The organism is Pseudofrankia inefficax (assembly GCF_000166135.1).
In the GTDB taxonomy this organism is placed as follows: domain Bacteria; phylum Actinomycetota; class Actinomycetes; order Frankiales; family Frankiaceae; genus Pseudofrankia; species Pseudofrankia inefficax.
In genome coordinates, this window is the sequence record NC_014666.1 from 5,919,041 (window position 1) to 5,943,988 (window position 24,948).

A 24,948-nucleotide genomic window follows, 5' to 3' on the forward strand; every position below is an offset into this window, starting at 1 on the left:
CGCGACGCGCGAAAGGACCTGCGGCCACGTGGGTCTGGGCCCTCGGTGTGGCATTGTCCGGATCGCGACGCGGACGGGCATCCGGCCGCGCGGTCTCGAAGGGGAGGCGCGCCATGACCGGGCCGCGAGAGGGCTCCGACGACACCGCCGCGGGCCGGCCGGCCGCCGCGGGCGGTTCAGGACCGCGCGGCGGCGGGCGACGGCTCTCCCGGCCGGCTCCGGACCGGCGGGAGTTCCTCGGGACCGCGCTCGGGGCGGCGGTCGTCACCGCGGGCGCGGCGGCCGGCTGCGGGCCGGCCGGTCGCGGGTCGGTGCCGGCCACCACGGCGTCGGCGCGCGCCACGCCGCCGCCGGTCGAGGAGATGATGTCCTGGATCGAGCAGGTCGTCGCGCGCGGCGTACGCCGGCCCGGCTACGCCGCGGACGCCTGGACCGAAGGTTTCGTCGCCCAGAAGTTCCGCGACTTCGGGCTGGTCGACGTGCACACCGAGCCGGTGGCGGTGACCCGCTGGGAGCCGTCGCGGTATGCGCTCACCGCGACGCCGGCCGGCGCGCCGGCCCGTGCGTTGGAGTGCTTCCCGCTGCCCCACGCCGCGCCCGCGACCGGGCTGGAGGCGCAGCTCGCCAGCTTCGACGCGGCCAGGCCCGGCGGGGTCGCCGGCCGGGCGGCGCTGGTCGACGCCCGGCCGCTCGCGCTCCCGCCGGCGGTGCCGGCCGGGCTCGGGAGCGCGCCCAAGGACCTCTCCCGCCGGGTGTACGACCCGGACGGCACCTTCGCCGGCGAGACCCAGGTGCTCCCGCTGGCCGGCACCTCCGACGCCGTGACCGACCCGGCCGCCCAGGCCGGCGCCGTCGCGTTCATCGGCTGCCTGGTCGGCTACCCGGGCGGCGGCCACCGCTACTACTTCCCGTACAGCGGCCGGTCGACGGCGCTGCCTGGGGTCTGGATCGGCGAGGACGACGGGCGCTGGCTGCGCGACCAGCTCGCCCGCGGCCCGGTCCGGATCCGGCTCGACGTCGCGACGGCCACCGCGCCGGCGCGCAGCGACAACGTGGTCGGCGACCTTCCCGGGCCGCCCGGCGACGACGAGCTGGTGCTGGTCGGCTCCCACCACGACGGGCCGTGGGCCTCCGCGGTCGAGGACGGCAGCGGGATCGCGATGGTCCTGGCCCAGGCCAGGTACTGGTCACGGGTCCCGGCGGCCGACCGGCCGCACCGGATGCGCTTCATCCTGCAGGGCGGGCACTTCTTCGGCGGGGCCGGGCTGGTCGACTACGTGGCGAAGCACAGCGCCGAGCTCGCGAAGGTCGTCGTGGAGGTGCACCTGGAGCACGCCGCCCGTGACATCGCCGCCAGCGGCGGGCGCCTCACCGCCACCGGCCGCTGCGTGCCGCGCTGGTTCTTCACCAGCAGGATCCCGGAACTGGAGAGCACGGTCTACGACGCCCTGGTCGCCGAGCGGCTGGGACGCTCGATGCTGCTCGCCCCCGATGCCTTCGGCCCGATGCCGCTGTCCGACGGGGCGCTCTACTACCCGGCCGGCGTGCCCATCGTCCAGTTCCTCTCGGCGCCCTGGTACCTGTTCGACGAGGCGGACACCGTCGACAAGGTCGACCAGGACAGCCTGCTGCCGATCACCCGTGCCGTCATCCGGATCCTGGGCGCGACCCGGACCATGACGGCCGCGGGCCTACGGGCGGCGCGCGTCGCCGGGCCCCCTCCGAGCGGTTCCCCGTCCTGACCCCGCCCCACCACCGGAATCGGGGCCCGGCGCTGACGAGCGGTCAGCCGCCGAAGTACAGCAGCCACTGCTCGCGGGTGCGCGGGCGGTAGACCATGTTCGTCTCGGTCACGTCGGACATGGCGGCGCTGTCCCGTGGCGGCGAGTAGAAGTGGCCGGGGTAGACGACCGGGTCGTCGGGGAGCGCGGCCAGCCGCTGCAGGCTGTCGTACATCTGGGCCGGGCTGCCGCCGGGGAAGTCGGTCCGGCCGCAGCCGTCGAGGAAGAGCGTGTCACCGGCGACGAGCCGGTTGTCGACCAGGAAGCACTGGCTGCCCGGGGTGTGGCCAGGAGTGTGCAGCAGCCGGATCGGGATGGCGCCGACGTCGACGGTGTCGTCGTGGTCGTGCTCGACGAGGTCGGAGGCGGACACCTCGGTGACCCGGCGGACGAACTCGGCCTCGTTCTTGTTGACGTGCACCGGCGCCTGCACCCTGGTGAGCACGTCCCGGATCCCGGCCAGCGAGAAGCCCATCATGGTCCCGCCGACGTGGTCGGGGTGATGGTGGGTGGCCAGCATGCCGACCAGGCGCATCCCGTCGGCGCCGAGGATTCCGAGCAGCTCGTCGGCGGCGTAGGCCGGATCGACGATGACGGCCTCGCCGGTCTCCCGGTCGCCGATCAGGTAGCAGAAGTTGACCATCTGCGCCGCGATCGGGTCGCCGACGGCGAAGTCCCGGCCCGACAACAGCTGGCGGAAGTACAACCGGTCCGATCGGCTTCGCCGGTCGGACGGGGTCCCTGGACGGTCGGCCATACCGCCAGGCTAGGCCAATCCGGCCGGCGGTGGCGCGTCGCCCGCCGGCCGACGGGCGAGATCACCCCCGGCCGCGCGGCGGCCCGCCACACCGCGGCCCGGCCGCCCCGCGCGGGTGGCCCGACGGTCCGCACCGGCCTGCCTGGGAGTCGCCCCGAGGGTCGGGCGATCTTCTACACGGGAACGACATTTCGGCCGTCACCGACTAACATCGCGATCACGGGGGAGCTGGTCCAGCCGTGCCGTGGGGGAACGGCGGCCCAGTCCGGAAAGTCTGTGGGGGCATGACCGGCTGGACGCTAGCTATTGATCTGGGCACGAGCTTCGTGTGCGCCGCGACCTCGGTAGGCGGCAAGGTCGAGATCCTGGAGATCGAGAACACCCGCTACCTGCCGTCGGCCGTCCTGCTCGACCAGGACGGGAACCTGGTGACCGGCCGGGCGGCGGCCAGCCAGGGCGAGGCGTTCCCGGAGCGGCTGGAGCGGCTGCCGAAACGCGCCCTGGTCAGCTCCGATCAGGTGCTGCTGGCGGGCACGGCGGTGCCGACCGTCGACCTCGTCGCCACGCTGCTGGAGCGGGTCGCGCAGGAGGCCACCCGGCGGGTGGGGCTCGGAAGCCCGTCGACGGTCGTCCTCACGCATCCCGCCCGCTGGGGCCAGCCCGAGCGGGACCGGCTGATCGCGGCGGCGGAGAAGGCGGGCCTGAGCGGGCCGCTGCTGCTCGCGGAACCCGTCGCCGCCGCGACCTGGTACGCCCACCAGGCGGACATCCCGGTGGGCGGCACCGTCGCCGTGTTCGACCTGGGTGGCGGCACACTCGACACGGCCGTGCTACGGCGCGCCGCCGGGGGCTTCCTCGTCGCCGGCATGCCCGGTGGCGACGCGCACTTCGGCGGCGAGGACGTCGACGAACACCTTCTGGAGCTGGCGGGCGCGCACGCTCGCGAACAGGACGAGGCCGCCTGGGACCGGATCTGGACCGATCCCGGCCGCGCGGGCCGACGCAACCAGGCGTTGGTCAGGCGCGACCTCGTCGTCGCCAAGGAGTCACTCTCGGCGAGCCCGACCCACCATCTCTATCCGCCCGGCTTCGACGACGGCCTGCGGGTGACCCGGCGCGAGCTGGAGGCGGCCGTCGAGCCCCAGCTGTCGGGCGCCGTCGACGCGCTGCTGACGACGCTGGCCAGCGCCCGGGTCGAGCCCAAGGATCTCGCCGCGCTGTTCCTGACCGGCGGCGCGACCCGGATGCCCCGGGTCAGCGAGATCCTCACCGAGCGCACCGGGCTGCTCCCCCGGGTCACCGGCGACCCGAAGGCCAGCACCGTCCTCGGCGCCCTCTACGCGGTCGATTCTCCGGTCGCCACCGCCCCTCCCGCGCCCAGGCTCCCCGCGGACGGACCGCAGGCGCGTACCGGATCCGCCACCGACGGCGACCGGGCCACAGCCAACGCGCGCCAGACGGTCCGGAACGCCTCGAACACCGTGCTGCGGGACGCGCGCGCCTCGCTGCGGCGATCCACGACACCGCTGCGCCCGGGCCTCACGCGGGCCTCGTCCCTGCTGTCGTCGCTGGTCGCCGCGCGTACGATGCTGCGCCGGCTGCTGGTGCCGTGCGGCCTGGCCCTGGTGATCGCCGCGTTCCTGCTGGGGTCGACGAACGGCGCGGTCCGGTCGTACAACGTGGTCGCCTGCGTCGAGGTCCTGCTGGCCGGCCTGCTGCTTCTCCTCGCGGCCGTGCCGGATCCGGCGAGCTGGCGGGGCCGCGCGGCGCGGCTGGCCGCGCTGCTGATGACCCTGTCGACCACGGGCACGACGATCCGGCATGACGACCACACGCATGCCCTCCACTACGGCAGCGGCTTCGTCCTGCTGACCGCCGCGATCCTCGGCTGTGTCGCGCTGTGGCTGCTCGAACTGCCGTCCCGGGGGTGGCGGTCGCCGGCTCTGACGATCGCCGCGGTGGCGGGCTGGCTACTCGGCGAGATCGAGTTCCCCGAGAACCTGGCCAGGATCCCGGCGATAGTCCTCGTTCTCTCCTGGGTGGTCACCGGCGTGACGAGACTGGCGAAGTACCTGGTCCGCATCACGAGAGACAACGGCGAACCGTCCTCCGGCTGACCCTCGGCACCCCTCCGGGCCACTCCGGCCAGACCGCCGGATAGCGGGAAAAAGACACATCGGTGGCAGGTGCCCGCTGACCTGCGAGAGTGCTGCCGTGTTCGGGATTCTTCGGCCCTGCCGCCACCGGCTGGGCGACGAGCTGACGGCGACGTGGATGTCGCACCTGTGCGGGATGTGCCTGACGTTGCGCGACCGCCATGGGCACTGGGCCCGGGTGGCGACGAACGTCGACGGGCTCCTGCTGTCCGTGCTGGTCGCGGCCCAGACGGGCGAGGCCGCGACCCGCAAGGCCGGTCCGTGCGCGCTGCGCGGCCTGCGGACGGCTCGGGTCGCGTCGGCGGACGACCCCGGCACCCGGCTGGCGGCGGTGGTCTCGTTGGCGGCCGCGGCCACGAACGTCGAGGACCACGTGGCGGACGGCGACGGCGCCTTCGCCCGCCGGCCGGTCGCGGCGGTCGCGGCCCGGTTCGCGGGCGCGGCGGCCCGCGGCAGCGGTGCCAGCGGCGCCGAACTGGGCTTCGACGTCGGCGTGCTCGAACGCGCCGCCGGCCGGCAGAAGGCCGCGGAGACCGCGGCCGGCCCGGGCACGGCGCTGACCGCGGTGACCGCGCCGGCCGAGGAGGCCACCGCGGCGGCGTTCGCGCACACCGCGCTGGTCGCCGGCCAGCCCGGCAACGTCGCGCCGCTCACCGAGATCGGCCGCTACTTCGGTCGGCTCGCCCACCTGCTCGACGCGGTGGCCGACCAGCGCGAGGACGCGGCGCGCGGCGCCTGGAATCCGCTGACGGCGACCGGCGCGACCCGCGCCGACGCACGGGCGCTTTGTGACGACGCGCTGCTCGGTATCCGGCTCGCGCTGCGCGACGTCACCTTCGCGGCAGCCGACGCCGCCGCGCCAGAGCCGCGCCGATCCCGGCGGTCGGGCCGGAAGAAGGCGCGGGCCGGGAACGGCCATTCGTGCACCGTGCGGCATGACCCGGCCGAGCCGGCGGAGTCCCCCCACGCGCGGGCTCACGGCGTGGCGAGCCGCAACCCGCATGCCCGGCTCGCGCATCTGCTCCTGGTCCACGAGCTGGAACGAGCCGTCGACACGACCTTCCGGGCCGCCGAATCCCGGGTCTCGAAACCGGCGCGGACGAGCGGCTCAGGCCAGCCGGGCCCGGGCCCGGGCCAGCCGACCTACCCCGCGCCGGAGGGCCCCGACGGTCCGGATCCCGGCCGGCCGGGACCGGGCGTCACCTTCGGGACCTGCCTCGCCGCGACCGCGATGTGCTGCACCTGCCAGGCGTGCCGCGAGCACACGTCGCCCTACTCGGGCCAGCGCAGGCAGGGCATCTGCTCGAACTGCGGCGACTGCGACTGCGGAGACTGCTGCGACTGTTGTGAGTGCTGCGGCGACTGCGGGGACTGCGACTGCAACTGCTGACCGCCCGATGCGGCCCAGCGCTGAAGCCGGACTGTCCTACGGCCGGGAATTCCAGACGGGCCGGGCCATCGCCGACAGCGTTCGTTGCTCGCACAACTCGCGGGCTACAGCCGCGGGCGCCGATGGGTTGTCCGGCGTGAGCCAGGGTCGGGTCTGCTGAAATGGTGCGGTGCCTCCCCCTGACCCTCCGCTTGTCCCGGATGACGGCCCCGAGCCCGACACCTCCCCCAGTGCCGCCGCGGTGACGCCCGGATCGCCGGAGACCGAAGACCCGACGCCCGAAGGCCCCGAGCCCGACGACGGAAGACCCGCCTCCGTCACCGTCGCGGCGGTGGACGACCACCCGATCGTCCTGGAGGGCCTGGCGACCGCGCTGCGCCAACTGCCCGGTATCGACGTGATCGCGACGGCCTCGTCGGTCAAGGAGCTGCTGGCCGGGCCGGGCCGGGGCGCGGACGTCGTGCTCCTGGACCTCGGCCTGGGCGACGGCAGCAGCCCGCCCGACACGATCCGCCAGCTCATCGACCTGGGCCTGGCTGTGGCCGTCTACAGCGCCACCGCTGACCCGGCGACGGTCCGTGCGGCGATCAGGGCCGGAGCGGCGGCGTTCGTGGCGAAGACCGACCAGCTGGCGGACGTCGCCGAGGCGGTCCGCAGAACCGCCGACGGAAGCGGCTGGATCTCACCGCCGCTGGCCTTCCTGCTGCTGACCGACGACGCCCCGGACCGGCCGGCGCTGTCGCCGCAGGAGACGCAGGCGCTCCAGCTCTACGCCGCCGGGTTGTCGATGAAGGCCGTCGCCAGCCGGATGGGCATCGCCACGGAGACCGCGAAGCAGTACATCGACCGCGTCCGAAAGAAGTACCGCGACGCGGGCCGGGTGGCCGCCAGCAAGATCGACCTGCTGCGCCGGGCCATGGAGGACGGTCTGATCGATCCGTCGGGCGCCGACCCACCGGCCTAGCTCGGCGTCCGGCAGCGCCAACCCGTGGGCAAAGGCGCTGACAAAGGGTCAACGCTCGCGCCACTGAGGCACAACGCGCACTGCCGCGCCACGACGCCAATCCGGCCGGCCAAGCCGTCGGGCCGCGGGCGCGGGGAGGTGCTGGGGCGGATGCCGGCAGGCTCGCGGGCTGCCGGCATCCGCCAGATTGGCGCCAGGAGTACCCCGCGTACCCCGACGCCTACCAGCCGGCGACCCGGACGTCCTCCCCCAAGGATGGTCCCGATCTCCCCAGAACCCGGCTGGCGTCACTGATTCTGCCGGAAGCCGACAGTTCGGTCACGACCCCATAAGTCCTGCGTCCGCGTCCCCCGGGCGGGGGTCAGCCGTCCCGGTGCCCGCGTGGCCGGTCTGCCGGGTCGGGCCGTCCGGCGGCCCGTCGGCGACGGCCGCCATCCCGGGCGCGGCCCACCCGTCGGGCGCGACGGCCGGCCACGGCTGGCCTCCCGCCGGGCCGACGAACTGCCCCGCCTGGCCTACCGGCTGGCTACCCGGCCGGGCGAACAGTGCCGCGGCGAGGGCCAGCAGGCCGCCGCCCAGGACCAGCCACAGACCGGGAGCGATCGTCGTCGTGGCCTCGATGCCCGACCCCGCGAACAGGCCGCCGCCCCGCAGGTAGCCGATGTCGACCAGCGCGACCAGCGCGATCGCGAACCCGGCGACCCCGGTCACCCCGGCGAGCAGCCGGGCGGGATGACCGTGCGGCCGCGCCGCCAGGCCCAGGGCGGCGATGCCGACGACGATCCCCAGCCCGAACGTCAGCCGTCCGTGCTGCGTGGGGTCCATCCCGGACACGGAGAACTCGACCATCCCGAACGCGCGCACGGTCGCCCAGGCCAGCATCGACGCGATCATGGTCAGCACGGCCCCGGCCGCGGCGAGCACGGCCGGCAGCGCCCCGCGGGCCCGGCGGCGCGGCTCCGGCGCCCAGCCGTCGACAGCCGGCGCCTCCAGAGCGACGGCGTCGGGCGGCCAGCCGTCCGGCCAGTAGGCGAAGCCCTGCTCGGCCCCCTCGGCGGCCGCCGAGCCGGGCCGGGCCCACCGCGGATCGGCGGTGGCGGCCGAGGCCGCCCGCCAGGCGGCCCTGGCCGCCGCGACCCGCCGGTCCGTCTCCCAGATCGGGCGGGCGGGTGCCGGACCGGGACGCGTGGGCGCGACCGGCCCCCCGCCGGTACCGGCGGGGTACGGCTCGTCCGGATGCTCGACCACTGGCCGTTGTTACCACGCGCGACCGAGCGAACGCCCGTCGACCACCGCGACTCCCCGTAGCCTCCAGGGGCCGGGTCTCCGCCGGGTCCGGCCGCGGCGACGGCTGCCGGACCCGGCCGGACCGGGCCGGCCGCGGTTAGCGGCTCTGGCCGGCCCGGTGCCCGCCGCCCCGGACCGGGTCGGCCGTGGCGGCACTCTCCGGGCGCCGTGGCGACGTGCTCGTGGCCTGGGCCGCCCCGCCCCGCGCCAGCGCGAGGGCGGCGAGCAGGGCGAGCGCCCCGGCCGCGAGCGAGAGGTACAGCCCGGACTCCGGCCGTACAACGATCTTGTCGGCCGAGATCCCCTGGAAGGTCGCGAGCGTCGGCGGGCCGACCAGCAGGTCCGCGGCGGCGAGGATGACGACGAGCCCGGCCAGAAGCGGGCCAAGCAGGGCGTCGCCCGGCGCGAGGCGCCGCCGCGCCAGCCGGGCCAGGCCCAGCACCGCTAGCGCGAGCCCGAGGACCAGGGTGAGCCGTCCGTCGCCGACGGTCAGTCCGGTGAACGTGCGCCGCTCGTCGCTGGTGGCCAGCGTGCTCCAGCGCATCGTCGCCGCGACCGCGACCACCAGGCCAGAGGCGATCAGCAGGAGGGCCGACAGCGGCCGGCGCTCCGGCCGTCCGCTCGGCCGGGCCGGGACCTCGTGGAACGGCTCCCGCGCGGCCACGGGCCACGACGCCTCGGCCGGGGCAGCCGACCCGTGCCGGGGCTCGACGGCCGACGGCCACCGGCCGTCACCGTCGCCGTCCTCCCCGCCACGGTCGTCCTCGTCCTGGTCGAGGTCGTCCTGTTCGTCCTCGTCGCGGCCGTAGCGACCACGGCCGCCGGCGTCACGGCCAGCCGAGTCGCGGCGGCTGAGATCACGGCCACCGGCGTCACGTTCGTCGGCGGCACGGCGGTCGGCGCCACGGCGGTCGGGGTGACGACTGTCGGGGTGACGACTGTCGGGGTGACGGTGGTCGGCGTCGTCGCGGTCGTCGGCCCGGTCCGCGTCGTCGACGCCGTCCGGGGCCTCGTCGTGGCGGTCCGACGACTCGTGACCGGTTCGACCGGCGGACCGTCGGCCGGCGGCCGGGCCGCTCTCGCCCGCCCGGTCACCGCCCGGCCTGGGCCCCGGCCGGGCGCTGTGGAGGTGCAGCGCCGCGGTGTTCTCCCCCTCCTGGCCGGCCGGCTCGGCCGAGTAGGCCGCCGGCCGGCGGGCCTCGTCCGGCGCGCGGGCCGGCTCGGAGTGGGTGGCCGAGGTGGCCGGATCCCGGCGGGACTGGCTGGGAGGCCGGGGCGAGGCACGTCGCAGCGAGACCCACAGCGTCGGCGGCTCGCCCCCCGGCAGCCCGGACTGGGGCGAGGCCGGTTTCGACGGCGCGGGCGCGGCCGGCGTCCCCGGGCGGGGCGCCACATCCGGGGAGGCGGCCTCGAGCGGTGAGGCCGCGAGGCCCGAGCCGTCTCCGGGGGCCGCGGCGCGGGCCTCGCCCGCGGGGTTGGCCCGGGCGCCAGACCGAGTGCGGCCGGGGTCGGTGCCGCCGTCCGCGTCCGTCTCGCCGCCGGCACGCGCCGCCGGCCGGGCCGGCGCCGCGCCGGCCTTGGTGGGCTTGGCCTGGCCAGCCGCGGGCGCGGGATCGGCGTCAGGCTGACCGGAGCGGGCGAACCAGCCGCCCGCCGGTTCGGCCTCCGGTCCGCCGCCGGGGCGCCTACCCGGCGCTTCCGGGCCGCTCGCCGTCCCCGGCCGCGCGACGGGCGCCGCGCCAGCGGCCGAGCCGCCGCCCGAGCTCGGCGAGGCCGCCGACGCACTACTGGCCGGCGCGGTTCCGGTGCGTGCCGGGGTCGCGGCCGGCGCCGGGCGCCCCGCCGCCGGTGCGCCCGCGGTTCCGGTCGGCTGGCCCGGCCGGGCCGCCGCTGGACGCCCGGTCGCCGACATGCCCGCTCCGCCCACCGTCGAGGCGGGCTGGCCCGGGCGCGCGGTCGGCCCGCCTGGGCCAGCCGCTGGGCGCCCGCCGGATGCCGGCGCGCTGCCGCCTGGCGGGGAGACCTGCTTGCTGCCGCCGGCGAACACGCTCTGGCCGCGCGCCGGGGCGCCCGAACCTGAGCCCGAACCGGGCGGCCGCGCGGACGGCCCCGCCTGCGCGGCCGACCCGGGCGATCCCGAAGACGGAGACGACGCCGAGGAGCCGGCCGACCCTGACGATCCCGACGGCCTGGCCGGGCCCGAAGACCCGGACGGGCCCGACGATCCCGACGGCCTGGCGGGCGACGTACCCCCAGGGGCCGGCGGGCGGGCGGAGGAGAACGCGGTCGGCCCCCGTTGGCCGGCAGGCCCACCCGCGGCCGGACGCGGCGCCGACAAGCCCCCGGGCGCCGCCGGAGAGCCGGACGAGGCGGGTGGCAGGCGCGTGGCGCCGCCGGAGCCCCCGGACGACCCGGCCGGCGGCGGGCCGGCCGGCGGCGATCCCGGCGCACCGCCCGGGTGCCTGACCGGCGCCGGCCCGGCGTTGGCGGGACGAGACGCGCCGGGACGCGCCGTGGCCGGCCCGCCAGCGCCCGGCGCGGGACCGCCCGCTCCCGGCGGTGGCACGGGCGCACTGGCCGGACGGGCCTGTCCAGGGCCGGCGGCCGGTGCCGGCGGCCCGCTCCCGGCGGGGCGGGCGGTTCCGGACGCGCCAGGACGCGGCGAGCCGCCGTCGGTCCCGGATGGCTCGGCGTCGTCCGGGCCCGTCGCCGGTTTGCGCTGTTCGACCATCCACCGCTCCCGACGTCTGAGACCGAGAGCCGGCGAGCCCCGAACCGGGCCGGGCACGCGCGCGGTCGTCCGCGCGTCGGGGGAGGTCCGGCACGGCGTGGGAAACACCGACTGGCCCGGACCCTACCGAGAGCGCGCACGGGCGGCTACGAGCGGCGTCGCCGCCTGCCCCGGAGACGCGGAGAGCTGGGGCCGCCGTGCCTGGGCACGGCGGACCCCAGCTCGGGGCGGCACGGTCTCGGGAAGGGTGGCCCGACCAGCGGCTCAGGACCCTGAGGCTGGCCGGACGGTCAGCGTCAGACGGCCTCGCCGATCCGGTGCACCCGCATGGTGTTGGTCATGCCGGCGACGCCCGGCGGCGTGCCGGCGACGACGACCACGAGCTCGCCCGGGCTGCACCGGCCGATCTGGAGCAGCGCCTCGTCGACCTGGCGGACCATCTCGTCAGTGCTGTTCGCGAACGGGACGACGAACGTCTCGACCCCCCAGAACAGCGCCATCTGGTTGCGCATGTCCGGGATCGGGGTGAACCCGAGGATCGGCACGTACGACCGGTAGCGGGCCAGCCGGCGGGCGGTGTCTCCCGACAGCGTGTGCGCGACCAGGTAGCGGGCGCCGACCGCGGCGCCGACCTCGACCGCGGCCTGGGCGATCGCGCCGCCGAGCGTGCGCGGAGCGGTCCGCAGCGGGTGCACCCGGGACAGGTCGTGCTCGGCGGTCTCGATGATCCGGGCCATCGTGGAGACGGACTCGATCGGGTACTCGCCGACGCTGGTCTCCGCCGACAGCATGATCGCGTCGGCGCCGTCCAGGACGGCGTTGGCGCAGTCGCTGGCCTCGGCCCTGGTCGGCCGGGGGGCGCTGATCATCGACTCGAGCACCTGGGTCGCGACGATGACCGGCTTGGCCCGCTCCCGGGCGGCGCTGACCACCCGCTTCTGGACCAGCGGCACGTCCTCGAGCGGGAGCTCGACGCCCAGGTCGCCGCGGGCCACCATGAGCCCGTCGAACGCCTCGACGATGCCGTCCAGCTCGGCGACCGCCTGCGGCTTCTCGATCTTGGCGATGACCGGGACACGGATCCCGGCCTCGTCCATGATCTTGCGGACCTTCTCCGCGTCGGCGGCCGAGCGGACGAACGACAGGGCGACCATGTCGACGCCCAGTTCCAGGGCGTAGCGCAGGTCCTCCTCGTCCTTGTCCGTGAGGGCCGGGACGGTCAGGGCGGCGCTGGGGATGTTCATGCCCTTGTTGTTGCTGACCGGGCCGCCGATGACGACGGTGGTGTGGACGTCGGTGTCGGTGACCCCGTCGATCGTCAGCACCAGCCGGCCGTCGTCGACCAGGATCCGGTCGCCGGTCTTCACGTCGCCGGGCAGGCCCGGGTAGGTGGTACCGACCTGGTGCTGGTCGCCCGCGACGTCGCGCACGGTGATCGTGAACTGCTCACCGGGGACGAGGGTCACCCCACCTGAGGCGAAGGTCCCCAGCCGGATCTTCGGCCCCTGCAGGTCGGCGAGGATGCCGACCGCGCGGCCGGACTCCGCGCTGGCGTCGCGGACCTTCCGGTACACCGTCGCGTGTTGCTCATGCGTTCCATGGGAGAAGTTGAGGCGTGCGATGTCCATTCCGGCATCGACAAGGGCACGCACGCGCTCGGGGGAGTTGGTAGCCGGACCCAACGTACAGACAATCTTGGCTCTTCGTGGCACGAGTCAAAGCCTAGGAAATGATCGTCCGGGTTTGGACGGCGGGCCATCCCGAAGTGTCGGCGCGTCGCACTTCGACCGCCACCTTCGGTGGACACTGCGCGCGTTACGGACATGCCGTAACCCAGTGCGCCCCAGCGCGTGACGGCGTACGGTCGAGCGACCGGCATCCGCCGGCAGTTCCCTGTCAGATTGGCGACAGCCCCGCGCGGCGACTCGGGGGCCGGCAGCCCACCAGGGAACCCAAAGTCCCAGCACAGCAAGGGAATCCGAGCAACGGCGCCCGGCGGTCCCTGCGCTCGACGACGTGCGGAGGTAGGGATGACGCAGCGACACAGGGTCTCCCGGAGCGCGGTATGACCAACAATCCGGCGATTCACCGCCGGCCCTCGGGTGACGTCGACATTGCCGTTCCGCAGGACGAACCCGAGCAGTCGCGGGACGCGGCCGCGACGGGTTCGAAGAACGGTGCCGGCGATATTTCCGGCCCTCCGACCACAGCGGAATAACGAGACGCGACCGTCCATATATCGCGGCGACAACGCCGGGGCTCGGCGACACAGGCGGAGCTTAGGCCGCTCCCGGTGGATCTTGGCCGACGATCCACCGGAAGCGGCTAGGCCGCCGCGACGCCGGCCGGGGACTCGGCGGCGAACTGGGTCCGGTAGAGCTCGGCGTAGAGGCCGCCCCGGTCGAGCAGGGCGGCGTGCCGGCCCTCCTCGACGACCCGGCCGTCCTCGATGACGAGGATGCGGTCGGCGTCCCGGATCGTGGAGAGCCGGTGGGCGATGACGAGCGCGGTCCGCCCGGTCAACGCGGCGGCGAGCGCGCGCTGCACGGCCGCCTCCGACTCGCTGTCCAGGTGGGCGGTCGCCTCGTCGAGCACGACGACGCTCGGCTCCTTCACCAGCAGCCGGGCGATCGCCAGCCGCTGCTTCTCGCCGCCGGAGAGGCGGTAGCCGCGCTCACCCACGACCGTGTCCAGGCCGTCGGGCAGCGAGCGCACCAGCGCCCCGATCTGGGCGGCGTCGAGCGCGGCCCACATCAGCTCGTCGGTGGCGTCGGCGCGGGCGTAGCCGAGGTTCGCCCTGATCGTGTCGTGGAACATGTGCGCGTCCTGCGTGACGACGCCGACGGTCGCGCGCAGCGAGGCGATCGTGACGTCGCGCACATCCTGGCCGCCGACCCGGACCGTGCCGTCGACCGCGTCGTAGATCCGCGGCACCAGCTGGCTGATCGTCGTCTTGCCGGCGCCCGAGGGGCCGACCAGCGCGACCAGCTCGCCGGGCTCCACCCGGAACGTCACGTCGTGCAGCACCGGCGCCGGGACACGCGGGTCGAGGACGGCGACCGACTCCAGCGACGCCAGTGACACCTCGCTGGCCGCGGGGTAGCGGAACCCGACATGGTCGAACTCGATGCTCGCGCCACCGGCGGGCGGCGCGAGCGCCACGGCGCCGGGCCGGTCGGCGATCGCCGGCTCCAGGTCGAGCACCTCGAAGACCCGCTCGAACGAGACCAGTGCCGTCATCACGTCGACGTGGACGTTGGACAGCTGGGTGAGCGGCCCGTAGAGCCGGGTGAGGTACGCGGTCAGCGCCACGATCGTGCCGACCGCGATGTGGCCCTCGGCGGCGTACCGGCCGCCCAGGCCGTAGACGACCGCGGTCGCCAGCGCCGCGACCAGCGTCATCGACGCGAAGAACACCCGCCCGTACATGGCCTGGGTGACGCCGATGTCGCGGACCCGGCCCGCCTGCCGGCGGAAGGCGGTGGCCTCGCGGGCGGGGTCGCCGTAGAGCTTGGCCAGCTGCGCGCCGGCGACGTTGAACCGCTCGGTCATCGTGGTGTTCATCTCGGCGTTGAGCCCGTAGCTCTCCCGGGTCAGCGACGCGAGCCGCGGCGCCAGCTTCTTGGCCGGGACGACGAACACCGGCACCAGGATCAGCGCGATCAGCGTCACCTGCCAGGACAGCGTGAACATGGCGGCCAGCACGAACCCGACCGTGAGGATGTTCGAGAGCACGGCCGACAGCGTGTTGGTGAACGCCGACTGCGCGCCGAGCACGTCGTTGTTCAGCCGGGTGATCAGCGCTCCGGTCTGGGTCCGGCTGAAGAAGGCCAGCGGCTGGCGCTGCACGTGGTCGAACACCCGGGAGCGCATGTCGAAGATCAGGCCCTCGCCGATCCGCACCGACAGCCAGCGCGACAGCAGCGACAGGCCGGCGTCGACCAGGGCGAGCACCGCGAGGACCCCGGCGAGCACCTCGACGACACCGACCCGGCCACGGGTGATCCCGTCGTCGATGATCGCCTTGTAGATCAGCGGCAGCGTGGTGCCGAGCGCGGCGTCGAGCACCACGACCAGCAGGAACGCGAGCAGCAGCCGCCGGTAGGGCCGAGCGAAGCCGGCGATCCGCCGGATCGTCCCGGGGCGCAGCTTCTGCCGCGTGACCGACCGGTCACGTTGGAAGCTGCTCATCGTCGTCCAGGCGTTCCGACCTGCCGGGGGTGACATCCGCCGCACGTGTCCTCTCGCTGGTTGCCGTACCCGGACTGTAAGGACTGGGACGACGCACAGCATTCCCCGACTTCGGCATTCCCCGAGTTCGGCATTCCCCGGCTTCGGTCCGCGCCAGCCCGGCGCGGTGCCGGCACAGGGCCGGGGGGTCAGCCGGTGGAACGGTCGGCGAGGCAGCGGGCCAGCGCGGCGCGCTCGGCGGCGCGCCGGTCACCGTGCCGCCGGGCCCCGTTCAGCAGGGCCTTCGTCTCGACGGCCGCGGCGCGCGGGGTGGCCAGGACGGCGGCGACCAGGTCGTCCACGGCCCGGTCGAGGTCCGCGGCCGGCACGACCCGCTGAGCGATGCCCGCGGTGAGCGCCTCGGCCGCGGTGAGCCGGCGGCCGGTCAGGCACAGGTCGAGCGCGGTCGGGTAGCCGAGAAGGTCTACGAGGGTTCCGGTGACGCCCAGCCCCGGCACCAGGCCGTGGGCGGCCTCCGGGAGGGCGAGGGTGGCGTCCTCGGCCAGGACGCGCAGGTCGCAGGACAGCGCGAGCTGCAGGCCGGCGCCGCTGGCCGGGCCGGCGACGGCGGCGACGCTGATGAGGTCGGCCCGGTCGGACAGCCAGCCGAACGCGGCCTGCCACCGGGCTACCAGAGGTTCGAGTGCGACGGCCTCATCGGGTGGCCCGTCCGGCGCGTGGCGCTCGGGCCGGGCCGTCTCCTCGGGGGCGGTCTCGGTCGGTAACGACCACGCCTCACCCCGCAGGACGATCACCCTGACCTCGCCGGTCAGGGATCGCGCGATGGCCGTGAGTGCCTCGGACACGACGGTCAGCCCGGCCCCTGTCTCCAGGTGACCGCCCCGCCGGCCGCCGGCGTGTTCGGTGGTGCGACTGCTGTTCCTGAGGGTCACCGTCGCGCGAGCGCCGGTGACGGTGAGTCCAAGACCGGCCGCCGCCATCCAGGCGGCGGCCGGTGCAGGCACGATCAGGCGCTCTTCTTCTTGCTGCCCCGGGTCGCCCCGCCACGGCCCCGCAGGGTCGTTCCGGACTCGGACAGGATCCGGTGCACGAAGCCGTACGACCGGCCCGACGACTCGGCCAGGAGTCGGATGCTCTGCCCGGACTCGTACTTCTTGCGAAGCTCGGCGGCCAGCTTGTCACGCTCGGCGCCGGTGATCCGGGTTCCTTTCCTAAGCTCGGCCAACGTGGCCCCCTCCGTGTCGATGATCTGCGAACCGATCTTCACTCAGCTTCGGGAAACGCGCCACTCGAAGCACATGTGATCCATCACACGCGATCAGTGGCCCCCGGCGTGCCCGTGAGCCCGACGTTCTCCCAGTCCGCCGTCGTTCCAGGCGGTCTGGATCAACGTCACAACGTCAGTCTCCCCAATCACCGGGGTGGTTCCTAACAAGGGACCCGGCGCGTCGCGAGCCAGGCGGGACGCAACCCGGCGTGTCCGCCTCAGGTCGCACGGACCACATCGGGCCGACGGGCGGTGCCGGCCGCCCGAACCGGCGGGTCCGCCCGGCGAGACGCGGGCCACTCCGCGGTCGCTTCGCCGGTGCCGGCCGGGCGGACCAGCCCACCAGTCGTTACCGTGCTGTTGTGATCGCGGCACGGGCGTTCGCCGGATGAGCGCCGCTGACACGGCGTCACCGGCCGCGACACCGACGACGGCCGGGGGCCGGTCGTGGTGGCGGGCGCCGCCACCGGACGGGTCGTCGCCGGCCCGGCCGGTCCGGGCCGGGCGCGACCAGCTCCGCGAGCTGGCGCTCTGGATGGTGCTCGCGGCCGCGCTGGCCGGCGCGACGGCGCTGCTGGTGGCCACCGGGGTGCATTTCGCCCCGGCCGGCCACGGGGGGCGCGGCGGCCTGGCCGCGGGGACTCTGCCGCTGAGCTGGCCGCCGCGGTTGACCCCCCGCACCGCGCTGGCCCCCGCGCTGGCCGTGGGCGTGCTGCTGGCGGCCGCGCTGCTGGCCCGCCGGCCCGGCGACCGGCCGGCGCCGGCGTTCGGGGTGTCGCTGGGCCTGTCGTACCTCGTGACGGTCGCGTGGTGGCTGGCGCTGGGCGCGGCGTCGCGGCCCGGCGAGCGGGTGTCCGCGGCGCTGCTGGCGGCCGGGGATCGCGCCCCCTCGGATCTGCTGCGCACGACGGGCGGCCAGCCTCCGGGGCCGGAGCTGCTGACCTGGGTGCTGGCGCGGGCCGGGCTGCATGGCGGGCTGGCCGTCGGGCTGGCCTTCACGGCCCTCGGCGCGTCGGTCGTGCCGCTTGTCGCGCTGGCGGTGCGATCGCTGTGTCACGAGCCGGCGGCCCGGCGACTGCTGCCGGTGCTGGTGTTCGCGCCGTGGGCGCCGTTCGCCGTGGCCAGCCGGGACGCGGTGACGGCGGCGGTCGCCGCCGCCGCGCTCGCCGTCGGCGTGGTCGGGTGCGAACGGGGCCGCCGGGCGTGGTGGGCCCTGGGCGCGGGCCTTTTGCTGGGCGTGGCCGGCCTGTTCAGCTTCCCCGCGATGTGGCTCGGGGTCGCCGTGGCCGCCGCGTACTTCGTGCGCCGTCGTCCGCTCCTGAACGTGATCACCGGGGTGGGCGCGCTGCTGCCGTTATTCGTGCTGCGGCTGGCGGGCTACTCCTGGCCGGATGGGCTGGCCCGGGCCGGTACCGGCCTGTTCGACCACACGGCCCTGACCTGGCTGGTGCCCGACCTGCTGGCGGTGCTGCTGTGCTGCGGCCCGGTGCTGGTCCGGGCCGCGCGACGGATCGCGATGACACCCGGCTGGCCGTTCCTGGTCGGCGCGGTGGCGTCGGCGCTGTTCGCGCTGCTGGACGGGCTGGCGAGCGGCGGCGTGGTGACGAGCTGGCTGCCGCTGTTCCCCTGGCTGCTGGTCGCCGCGCTGGCGCCCCGGCCGCGGCCGGCCCTGCCCGGCGACACCAGCAGCGCCGGCGCCGTGCCCTACGGCCTGGTCGGCGCCGGAGCGGCGGTGGCCGTCGCCCTCGCCGCCCTGCTCACGGCCTGACCGCGGCCCCAGGACGACGCTGGCCGGCCCCGTGGCCTCAGGCCCGGGAGACGGGCGTGCGCGGGATGTCAGGCTCCAGGTAGACGCGACAGGTCGTGGGAGCGGCCGCCCGCAGCAGGCGTTCGGCCTCGTCGATCGCGGCGGCGACCTCGGCGACGGTCAGCCCGGGGTCCAGGCCGATCTTCGCGGCGACCAGCAGCTCGTCCGGGCCGAGGTGCAGGGTGCGCATGTCCAGCACGGCGGTGACCGACGGCGCGGCCGTGAGCGCGGCCCGGATCGCGGTGACGACGGCCGGCGTCGCGGCCTCGCCGACGAGCATGCCGTAGCTCTCGACCGCCACGACGACGGCGACGACGAGCAGCAGGACCCCGATGGCGAGCGTCCCGCCCGCGTCCCAGAGCGGTTCGTCGAGCAGCGAGGTGAGCCCGACGCCGACGAGCGCGAACACGAGGCCGATGAGCGCCGCGAAGTCCTCCAACAGCACCACGGGAAGCTCGGGCGCCCGGGCGTCCCGGATGAACCGCCACCAGCTCTCTCCGCCCTTGTGGTGGCGGGCCTCCGTGATCGCGGTCCGGAACGAGAACCCCTCCAGCCCGATCGCGAGTACCAGGATCACGATCGCGACCAGCGGCGACTCGAGATGGTGCGGGTGGCGGAGCTTCTCGATGCCCTCGTACACCGAGAACAGCCCACCGACGGTGAACAGCACGATGCCGACGAGGAAGCCGGCGATGTACCTGGACCGGCCGAAGCCGAACGGGTGGTCCTCGTCGGCCGGCCGGACCGACTGGCGCTGGCCGAGCAGCAGCAGCGCCTGGTTGCCCGAGTCGGCGACGGAGTGGATCGACTCCGCGAGCATCGACGACGAACGGGTGAACAGGAACGCGACGAACTTCGCCAGCGCGATCCCGAGGTTCGCCGCCAGCGCCGCCAGCACCGCCTTGGTCCCACCACCCGTGCTCACCCGGAACCGTCTCCCCTCGCCGTCGGACTGCCCCAGAGTCTGCCAACAGGGCAATACGGGCCGAGCGGCGGGTCCATCTACAAGCAAGTAGATGTGACCGTCAGGCCAGCTCGATGAGTTCCAGGAGGTCGGGCGACCAGAGGTCCTCGACGCCGTCGGGGAGCATGAGGACCTTGTCCGGGTTGAGCGCCTCGACGGCTCCCGGGTCGTGGGTGACCAGCACGACCGCGCCGGCGAACGACGCGAGCGCCGCGAGGATCTCCTCGCGCGACGCGGGGTCGAGGTTGTTCGTCGGTTCGTCGAGCAGCAGCACGTTGGCCGACGAGCACACCAGGCCGGCGAGCGCGAGGCGGGTCTTCTCGCCGCCGGACAGCGTCCCGGCCAGCTGGTCGACCGTCTCCCCGCTGAACAGGAACGCGCCGAGGATCCGGCGCAGCTCCACCTCGGAGGTGTCCGGCGCCGCGGAGCGCATGTTGTCCAGCAGCGAGCGGTCGTGGTCGAGGGTCTCGTGCTCCTGTGCGTAGTAGCCGATCCGCAGCCCGTGGCCGGGGTTCACCGTCCCGGTGTCGGCCGCCTCGACGCCGGCGAGGATCCGCAGCAGCGTCGTCTTGCCGGCCCCGTTCAGGCCGAGGATGACGACCCGGGCCCCGCGGTCGATCGCCAGGTCCACGTCGGTGAAGATCTCCAGCGACCCGTAGGACTTCGACAGGCCGTCGGCGGTCAGCGGCGTGCGCCCGCAGGGCGCCGGCGTCGGGAAGCGCAGCTTGGCGACCTTGTCGGCGACCCGGGTCGCGGCGAGGCCAGCGGCCAGCCGGTCGGCCCGCCGGTCCATCTGGTGCGCGGCCCTGGCCTTGGTCGCCTTGGCCCGCATCTTGTCGGCCTGGGTCTTCAGCGCGTCGATCTTCTTCTCGGCGTTGGCCCGCTCGCGCTTGCGCCGCTTCTCGTCCTGGTCGCGCTGGGTCAGGTAGGTCTTCCAGCCGACGTTGTAGACGTCCAGGGCGGCCCGGTTGGCGTCCAGGTGGAAGACCTTGTTGACCGACTTCTCCAGCAGGTCGACGTCGTGGCTGATGACGATCAGGCCGCCGGTGTGGGCGCGCAGGAAGTCGCGCAGCCAGCCGATGGAGTCGGCGTCGAGGTGGTTGGTCGGCTCGTCGAGCAGCAGCGTCGCGTCCGCGTTGCCGGCGCCCGCGAACAGGATCCGGGCGAGCTCGACGCGGCGGCGCTGGCCACCGGACAGCGTGCCGATCTGCTGGGCGAGCACCCGGTCGGGCAGGCCGAGCGATGAGCAGATCCGGGCCGCCTCGGCCTCGGCAGCGTAGCCACCGAGCACGCCGAACCGTTCCTCCAGCCTGCCGTACCGGCGGATGGCCTTGTCCCGGGCGGTGTCGTCGGCGAGCTCGGCCATCTCGACCTGCAGCTTGTCCAGCTCGCGCAGGATCTCGTCGAGGCCGCGGGCGGAGAGCACCCGGTCGCGGGCGGTGTCGGTGAGGTCGCCGCTGCGCGGGTCCTGTGGCAGATAGCCGACGTCGCCGCGGACGTCGATCTTGCCGGCGAACGGCAGGGTCTCGCGGGCGAGCGTCTTGAGCAGCGTGGTCTTCCCCGCGCCGTTACGCCCCACGAGGCCGATCCGGTCGCCGGGCTGGATCCGGAACGACACCGGCTCGACCAGCGTCCGGGCCCCGGCCCGCAGCTCCAGGTCGGCAGCGATGATCATGAAGAAATGGCCTCTCGAGGCAGGTGAAAGCAGGCACGACCGCCACAACGGCCGACCTCGTGGACAGGGCGAGAACGCGGACGCGATGCGTCCGCCTCACTCCAGCTGAACGAGGTGCTCCATCACAGGCCCGAGATCACTCCTCAGTCGGCACGGCCTTCCCAGGGTACGTGCCGGCCCCGGGCGAGATCGTCGCCCGGTCGGGTCCGGCTTATGCGAGGCGGGTCACGTTCACCGTCACGCCCAGCGAGGACGACGTGCCGCCGGAGTAGACGCCGCGCATCGGCGGGACATCGTCGTAGTCACGGCCGCGGGCGACGACGACGTGCCGCTCCCCCGCCGGCACGGCGTTCGTCGGGTCGAAGCCCCACCAGTCGCCGAACCAGCCCTCGACCCAGGCGTGGCTCTGCCCCTCGACGGTCTCGCCGATCGCCGCGTCCGCGAGCGGGTGCAGGTAGCCGGAGACGTAGCGGCCCGGCATGCCGGCCGCCCGCATGAGCACCAGGGCGAGGTGGGCGAAGTCCTGGCAGACACCCTCGCCGCGCTTCCAGGCCTCGGTCGCCGACGTGTGGACGTCGGTCGTCCCCGGCCGGTAGGTGAGCCGCTCGCGCACCCAGTCGCCGACGGCCAGCACGAAGTCCGCCGGGTCGTGGGCCGCGGCCAGCTCGCGGCCGGCCGCGACCAGCTCGGGATGGTCGGGCGTGAAGCGCGCCGGCCGGAGGAACTCGACATACCGGTCACCGACGTCGTCCCCGCGCAGCGCCTCCCAGCTCGGGGGCTCCGGCCGGGCCGGCTCGGCGGCGGTACGGACCAGCGACCGGCCGGTGACGACCAGCTCGGTGTGCGGCCCGTGGAGGTCGAACGCGGTGACCTGGCTGCCCCAGTAGTCCCAGTACCGGTACAGCGTCGCGGCCGGCTCGGTGCGTACCGTCGCCTCCAGCGTCACCTGCCCGCCGCCGGTCTGCGGAATGATCCGCGCCTCGTTGTAGGACGACAGCACCGGCGACGCATACCGATACCCCGTCGAATGCTCGACCCGCATCTGCCAGCTCACGTGTGTCTCCTCGTCAACGCGGGGCTCCGCCACCGGTCAGCCCGCTGGCATGATCGCCGTTTTGGCCCTCTGGTGGTCGTTCGCGGGCGACGGTTACAACCGCGAGAGGGCCGAAACAGCGATCATGACCTTGTCGGGTTCGGCATCAGGCGGGTACCTCGGTTGCCCACTCGCGGGGGACCTCGCGGGCGAAGTAGCGGGCGGTCACGCCGGCGCTGACCTCCGAGCAGGTGGTCTGCAGCGCGCGCAGCAGCTCCGGCATGTCCTCGACCAGCTCGTCGACGCCGCGGAACTCAAGCTCCGTGCGGGCGAGGCCGACCGCGCGGCGGGTGGCGTCGTGGACGGTGGTCCGCCCCCCGCGCCGGCCGCCGTCGAGCTCGGCGAGGATCTGCTCGCCCAGCGCCAGCGACCAGTAGACCGACCGGGGGAACAGCCGGTCGAGCAGCATGAACTCGGCCACCCGGGAGGCGTCGACGGCCCGCCGGTAGGTCCGCAGGTAGGCCTCGTGCGCGCCGCATGAGCGCAGCAGGCTGACCCAGCTCTGCGAGTTCGGGTCGTCGCTGATGCTGGAGGACAGCAGCCGGGCGGTCATGTCGACCCGCTCCAGGCTGCGGCCCAGCGCCAGGAACCGCCAGCCGTCGTCGCGGGCCAGCGTGGCGTCCACCAGGCCGGCGAGCATCGCGGTGCGCTCCCGGATGTACCGGAAGAACACGTGCGGGCCGAGCCGGCGGGCCAGCTGTTCGGTGTGCTCCAGCTCGATCCAGGTGGCGTTGAGGCACTCCCAGACCTCGCTGGAGACGACGACACGGGCGCTGCGGGCGTTCTCCCGGGCCGCGGTGATCGCGCCGACGATGCTGGAGGAGTCGTCCCGGGCGTAGCCGAGCAGCTCGGTGACGACCTGCGAGTCGACCGGGCCGTCGACCAGACCGGTGCCCATCACGGCGAGCAGCTCACGGCCGGCCGACGCCTCGTCCAGCCAGGGATCCTCCAGCACGCGGTGGACGTGCACGTCGAGGATGCGCGAGGTGCTCTCGGCCCGCTCGACGTAGCGGCCGATCCAGAACAGCGACTCGGCGATCCGGCTCAGCATTTTTTGGTTCGCTCCGTCCGGGCACGTCGCTCCGGCCCCTCGCTCGCTTCGCTCCCGAGGGACCTCCGCGCCGTGTCCTCCTCCGCGAACGGGCGCTGCGGCGACCTCGCTGCGGCCCGGCCCACTTCGCTTCGCTCGTGGGACGGGCCTCCGCGAGGCGCGCCTCCGCGCCTCGGGGGTGGGGGCGGTTTCTGTTGCTGTTGGTTCTGTTGTTGTTGTTGCTGTTGTTCGCCGGAGGTGTCGGGGCCTACGTCGGGGCCCTGGGCGACCAGGAACTCGCCGTTCGCCGGGCGGCCGTAGCTGGTGGGGCGCTCGCCGTCGGCCAGTTGGGGGGCGAGTACCCAGGTGTCCTTCGAGCCGCCGCCCTGGCTGGAGTTCACGACGAAGCTGCCGCGGGGTAGCGCGACCCGGGTCAGCCCGCCGGGCAGCACCCAGATCCGGCTGCCGTCGTTCACCGCGAACGGGCGCAGGTCGATGTGCCGGGGCCCGAGCCGGTCGCCTGAGAGCGTCGGCGACGTCGAGAGCCGGACCAGGCGCTGCGCGATCCAGCCGCGTGGGTCGGCGGTCACCTGGCCGCGCAGCGTCGCGAGCTCCTCGTCGGTGGCCTGCGGGCCGATGACGATGCCCTTGCCGCCGGAGCCGTCGACCGGCTTGACCACCAGTTCGTCGAGGTGGTCGAGCACGTAGGCGCGCTGGTCGGGGTCCTCCACCCGGTAGGTGTCGACGTTCGGGAGCACCGGCTCCTCGCCCAGGTAGTACCGGATCAGGTCGGGGACGTAGGTGTACATCAGCTTGTCGTCGGCGACGCCGTTGCCGACCCCGTTGGCGATCGTGACCTCGCCGGCGCGGGCGGCGTTGATCAGCCCGGCGCAGCCGACGACCGACTCGGGCCGGAAGTGCAGCGGGTCGAGCCAGTCGTCGTCGATCCGCCGGTAGATGACGTGGACCGGCTGCTCGCCCTCGGTGGTGCGCATCGTCACCTGGTTGTCGCGGACCTGCAGGTCGCGGCCCTCGACAAGCTCGACGCCCATCTGGCGGGCGAGCAGGGCGTGCTCGAAGTAGGCGGAGTTGTAGATGCCCGGGGTCAGCACGACGACCGTGGGGTCGGCGACCTCGGGCGGCGCGGCGGCCCGCAGCGCGTGCAGCAGGTGGGAGGCGTAGTCGGCGACCGGCCGGACCCGGTGGGTCGCGAACAGCTCCGGGAAGACCCGCGTCATGGCCCGGCGGTTCTCGATGACGTAGCTGACCCCGCTGGGCACCCGGACGTTGTCCTCCAGCACCCGGAACCGGCCCTGCTCGTCCCGGATCAGGTCGATCCCGGAGACGTGGCAGCGCACCCCGTTCGGCGGGTCGATCCCGTGCGCCGCGCGGTGGAAGTGCGAGCTGGACATGACCAGGCGCCGCGGCACGATCCCGTCGTCGAGGATCTCGGCCCGGCCGTAGATGTCGGCGAGGAACGCCTCCAGGGCACGCACCCGCTGGACCACGCCGCGCTCGATCGTGTCCCACTCGGAGCCGGAGAGCAGCCGGGGCACCAGGTCCAGCGGGAACGGCCGTTCCTCGCCGAACAGGATGAACGTGATCCCGGCGTCCCGGAACGCCCGGTCGAGCGCGGCCTTGCGAGCCGCCAGGTCACCACTGCTCAGTGGCTGCAACGCGTCGTAGAGAGCCGCGTAGACCTCGCGCGGGACCCCAGCCGGGTCGAACACCTCGTCCCAAGCGGCGGTGGCCTGCACCTCCGCCGGATATCCCTCGAACAGGTCCGCCACGGCCGAAGCGTAGGGCTCGCATGTTTCCAGGACATAACCAACACCCGTCACCACCCCGGTGACCG

The 24,948-nt window shown here is 74.5% G+C and carries 18 protein-coding genes; 6 read left to right on the forward strand and 12 right to left on the reverse strand.

Features of this window, described 5'->3' with window-relative positions; all coding sequences use genetic code 11:
- The first annotated feature begins 113 nt into the window (after positions 1 to 113).
- Positions 114 to 1,742 (forward strand): M28 family peptidase, encoded by a 1,629-nt coding sequence (locus FRAEUI1C_RS23945; protein WP_013425934.1) that lies wholly within the window; start codon positions 114 to 116, stop codon positions 1,740 to 1,742.
- 43 nt (positions 1,743 to 1,785) lie between these two features.
- On the opposite strand, the gene FRAEUI1C_RS23950 is transcribed toward FRAEUI1C_RS23945, so the two are convergent.
- Complete coding sequence (locus FRAEUI1C_RS23950; protein WP_049806984.1) at positions 1,786 to 2,538, reverse strand: MBL fold metallo-hydrolase; 753 nt, start codon at positions 2,536 to 2,538, stop codon at positions 1,786 to 1,788.
- Positions 2,539 to 2,822: 284 nt separating this feature from the next.
- Between FRAEUI1C_RS23950 and FRAEUI1C_RS36635 the strand changes: the two genes are divergently transcribed.
- The 3 genes from FRAEUI1C_RS36635 (at position 2,823) to FRAEUI1C_RS23965 (ending at position 7,048) form a co-directional block, all read left to right on the forward strand.
- On the forward strand, positions 2,823 to 4,655 hold the full coding sequence (locus FRAEUI1C_RS36635) for an Hsp70 family protein (protein WP_083819627.1): 1,833 nt from the start codon (positions 2,823 to 2,825) through the stop codon (positions 4,653 to 4,655).
- A 97-nt stretch (positions 4,656 to 4,752) separates the two neighbouring features.
- The gene (locus tag FRAEUI1C_RS23960; RefSeq protein WP_013425937.1) at positions 4,753 to 6,084 is read left to right on the forward strand and encodes a DUF5685 family protein; all 1,332 of its coding nucleotides are present in this window, start codon (positions 4,753 to 4,755) and stop codon (positions 6,082 to 6,084) included.
- A gap of 331 nt (positions 6,085 to 6,415) precedes the next feature.
- Positions 6,416 to 7,048, forward strand: a complete 633-nt coding sequence (locus FRAEUI1C_RS23965; RefSeq protein WP_041261333.1) for a response regulator transcription factor — start codon at positions 6,416 to 6,418, stop codon at positions 7,046 to 7,048.
- 318 nt (positions 7,049 to 7,366) lie between these two features.
- On the opposite strand, the gene FRAEUI1C_RS39100 is transcribed toward FRAEUI1C_RS23965, so the two are convergent.
- From FRAEUI1C_RS39100 to pyk, 3 genes are all read right to left on the reverse strand, one after another.
- Positions 7,367 to 8,296: a hypothetical protein gene (locus FRAEUI1C_RS39100; protein ID WP_013425939.1), complete on the reverse strand. Its 930-nt coding sequence runs from the start codon at positions 8,294 to 8,296 to the stop codon at positions 7,367 to 7,369.
- A gap of 136 nt (positions 8,297 to 8,432) precedes the next feature.
- Positions 8,433 to 10,247, reverse strand: coding sequence for a hypothetical protein (locus FRAEUI1C_RS36645; RefSeq protein WP_013425940.1), 1,815 nt, complete (start codon positions 10,245 to 10,247; stop codon positions 8,433 to 8,435).
- Between the two features lie 1,115 nt (positions 10,248 to 11,362).
- A complete protein-coding gene (gene pyk, locus FRAEUI1C_RS23985) occupies positions 11,363 to 12,778 on the reverse strand; it encodes a pyruvate kinase (protein ID WP_013425941.1) in 1,416 nt (471 codons plus the stop codon).
- 353 nt (positions 12,779 to 13,131) lie between these two features.
- Here pyk and FRAEUI1C_RS39760 point away from each other — a divergent pair, with 353 nt between their 5' ends.
- Positions 13,132 to 13,284 carry a hypothetical protein gene (locus tag FRAEUI1C_RS39760; protein ID WP_013425942.1) on the forward strand — a complete coding sequence of 51 codons (153 nt, stop codon included), beginning with the start codon at positions 13,132 to 13,134 and terminating at the stop codon, positions 13,282 to 13,284.
- Between the two features lie 107 nt (positions 13,285 to 13,391).
- Here FRAEUI1C_RS39760 and FRAEUI1C_RS23990 read toward each other — a convergent pair whose 3' ends face one another.
- The 3 genes from FRAEUI1C_RS23990 to FRAEUI1C_RS24000 form a co-directional block, all read right to left on the reverse strand.
- Positions 13,392 to 15,293 carry an ABC transporter ATP-binding protein gene (locus FRAEUI1C_RS23990; protein WP_013425943.1) on the reverse strand — a complete coding sequence of 634 codons (1,902 nt, stop codon included), beginning with the start codon at positions 15,291 to 15,293 and terminating at the stop codon, positions 13,392 to 13,394.
- 152 nt (positions 15,294 to 15,445) lie between these two features.
- Positions 15,446 to 16,261 carry an enoyl-CoA hydratase/isomerase family protein gene (locus FRAEUI1C_RS23995; protein WP_013425944.1) on the reverse strand — a complete coding sequence of 272 codons (816 nt, stop codon included), beginning with the start codon at positions 16,259 to 16,261 and terminating at the stop codon, positions 15,446 to 15,448.
- A gap of 2 nt (positions 16,262 to 16,263) precedes the next feature.
- A complete protein-coding gene (locus FRAEUI1C_RS24000; protein WP_013425945.1) occupies positions 16,264 to 16,524 on the reverse strand; it encodes a helix-turn-helix domain-containing protein in 261 nt (86 codons plus the stop codon).
- 388 nt (positions 16,525 to 16,912) lie between these two features.
- Between FRAEUI1C_RS24000 and FRAEUI1C_RS24005 the strand changes: the two genes are divergently transcribed.
- On the forward strand, positions 16,913 to 18,292 hold the full coding sequence (locus FRAEUI1C_RS24005) for a hypothetical protein (protein ID WP_198318622.1): 1,380 nt from the start codon (positions 16,913 to 16,915) through the stop codon (positions 18,290 to 18,292).
- A gap of 37 nt (positions 18,293 to 18,329) precedes the next feature.
- Here the strand turns inward: FRAEUI1C_RS24005 and FRAEUI1C_RS24010 are convergent, their stop codons facing one another.
- The 5 genes from FRAEUI1C_RS24010 to FRAEUI1C_RS24030 form a co-directional block, all read right to left on the reverse strand.
- Positions 18,330 to 19,256, reverse strand: a complete 927-nt coding sequence (locus tag FRAEUI1C_RS24010) for a cation diffusion facilitator family transporter (RefSeq protein ID WP_013425947.1) — start codon at positions 19,254 to 19,256, stop codon at positions 18,330 to 18,332.
- Between the two features lie 100 nt (positions 19,257 to 19,356).
- Entirely contained in the window at positions 19,357 to 20,970 is a 1,614-nt protein-coding gene (locus tag FRAEUI1C_RS24015; RefSeq protein ID WP_013425948.1) for an ABC-F family ATP-binding cassette domain-containing protein, read from the reverse strand.
- 211 nt (positions 20,971 to 21,181) lie between these two features.
- Positions 21,182 to 22,024, reverse strand: coding sequence for a transglutaminase family protein (locus FRAEUI1C_RS24020; protein ID WP_013425949.1), 843 nt, complete (start codon positions 22,022 to 22,024; stop codon positions 21,182 to 21,184).
- A gap of 145 nt (positions 22,025 to 22,169) precedes the next feature.
- Complete coding sequence (locus tag FRAEUI1C_RS24025; RefSeq protein ID WP_013425950.1) at positions 22,170 to 23,114, reverse strand: alpha-E domain-containing protein; 945 nt, start codon at positions 23,112 to 23,114, stop codon at positions 22,170 to 22,172.
- On the reverse strand, positions 23,108 to 24,883 hold the full coding sequence (locus FRAEUI1C_RS24030) for a circularly permuted type 2 ATP-grasp protein (protein WP_198318623.1): 1,776 nt from the start codon (positions 24,881 to 24,883) through the stop codon (positions 23,108 to 23,110). Before FRAEUI1C_RS24030 ends, FRAEUI1C_RS24025 begins: the two co-directional genes overlap by 7 nt.
- Between the last annotated feature and the right edge of the window lie 65 nt (positions 24,884 to 24,948).

Bases quoted from the DNA above. Each gene is read 5' to 3' on its own strand.
- FRAEUI1C_RS23945 (WP_013425934.1), top strand. From the start codon at position 114: ATGACCGGGCCGCGAGAGGGCTCCGACGACACCGCCGCGGGCCGGCCG.
- FRAEUI1C_RS23950 (WP_049806984.1), bottom strand. From the start codon at position 2,538: ATGGCCGACCGTCCAGGGACCCCGTCCGACCGGCGAAGCCGATCGGAC.
- FRAEUI1C_RS36635 (WP_083819627.1), top strand. From the start codon at position 2,823: ATGACCGGCTGGACGCTAGCTATTGATCTGGGCACGAGCTTCGTGTGC.
- FRAEUI1C_RS36645 (WP_013425940.1), bottom strand. From the start codon at position 10,247: ATGTCGGCGACCGGGCGTCCAGCGGCGGCCCGGCCGGGCCAGCCGACC.
- FRAEUI1C_RS39760 (WP_013425942.1), top strand. From the start codon at position 13,132: ATGACCAACAATCCGGCGATTCACCGCCGGCCCTCGGGTGACGTCGAC.
- FRAEUI1C_RS23990 (WP_013425943.1), bottom strand. From the start codon at position 15,293: ATGTCACCCCCGGCAGGTCGGAACGCCTGGACGACGATGAGCAGCTTC.
- FRAEUI1C_RS24005 (WP_198318622.1), top strand. From the start codon at position 16,913: ATGAGCGCCGCTGACACGGCGTCACCGGCCGCGACACCGACGACGGCC.
- FRAEUI1C_RS24015 (WP_013425948.1), bottom strand. From the start codon at position 20,970: ATGATCATCGCTGCCGACCTGGAGCTGCGGGCCGGGGCCCGGACGCTG.
- FRAEUI1C_RS24025 (WP_013425950.1), bottom strand. From the start codon at position 23,114: ATGCTGAGCCGGATCGCCGAGTCGCTGTTCTGGATCGGCCGCTACGTC.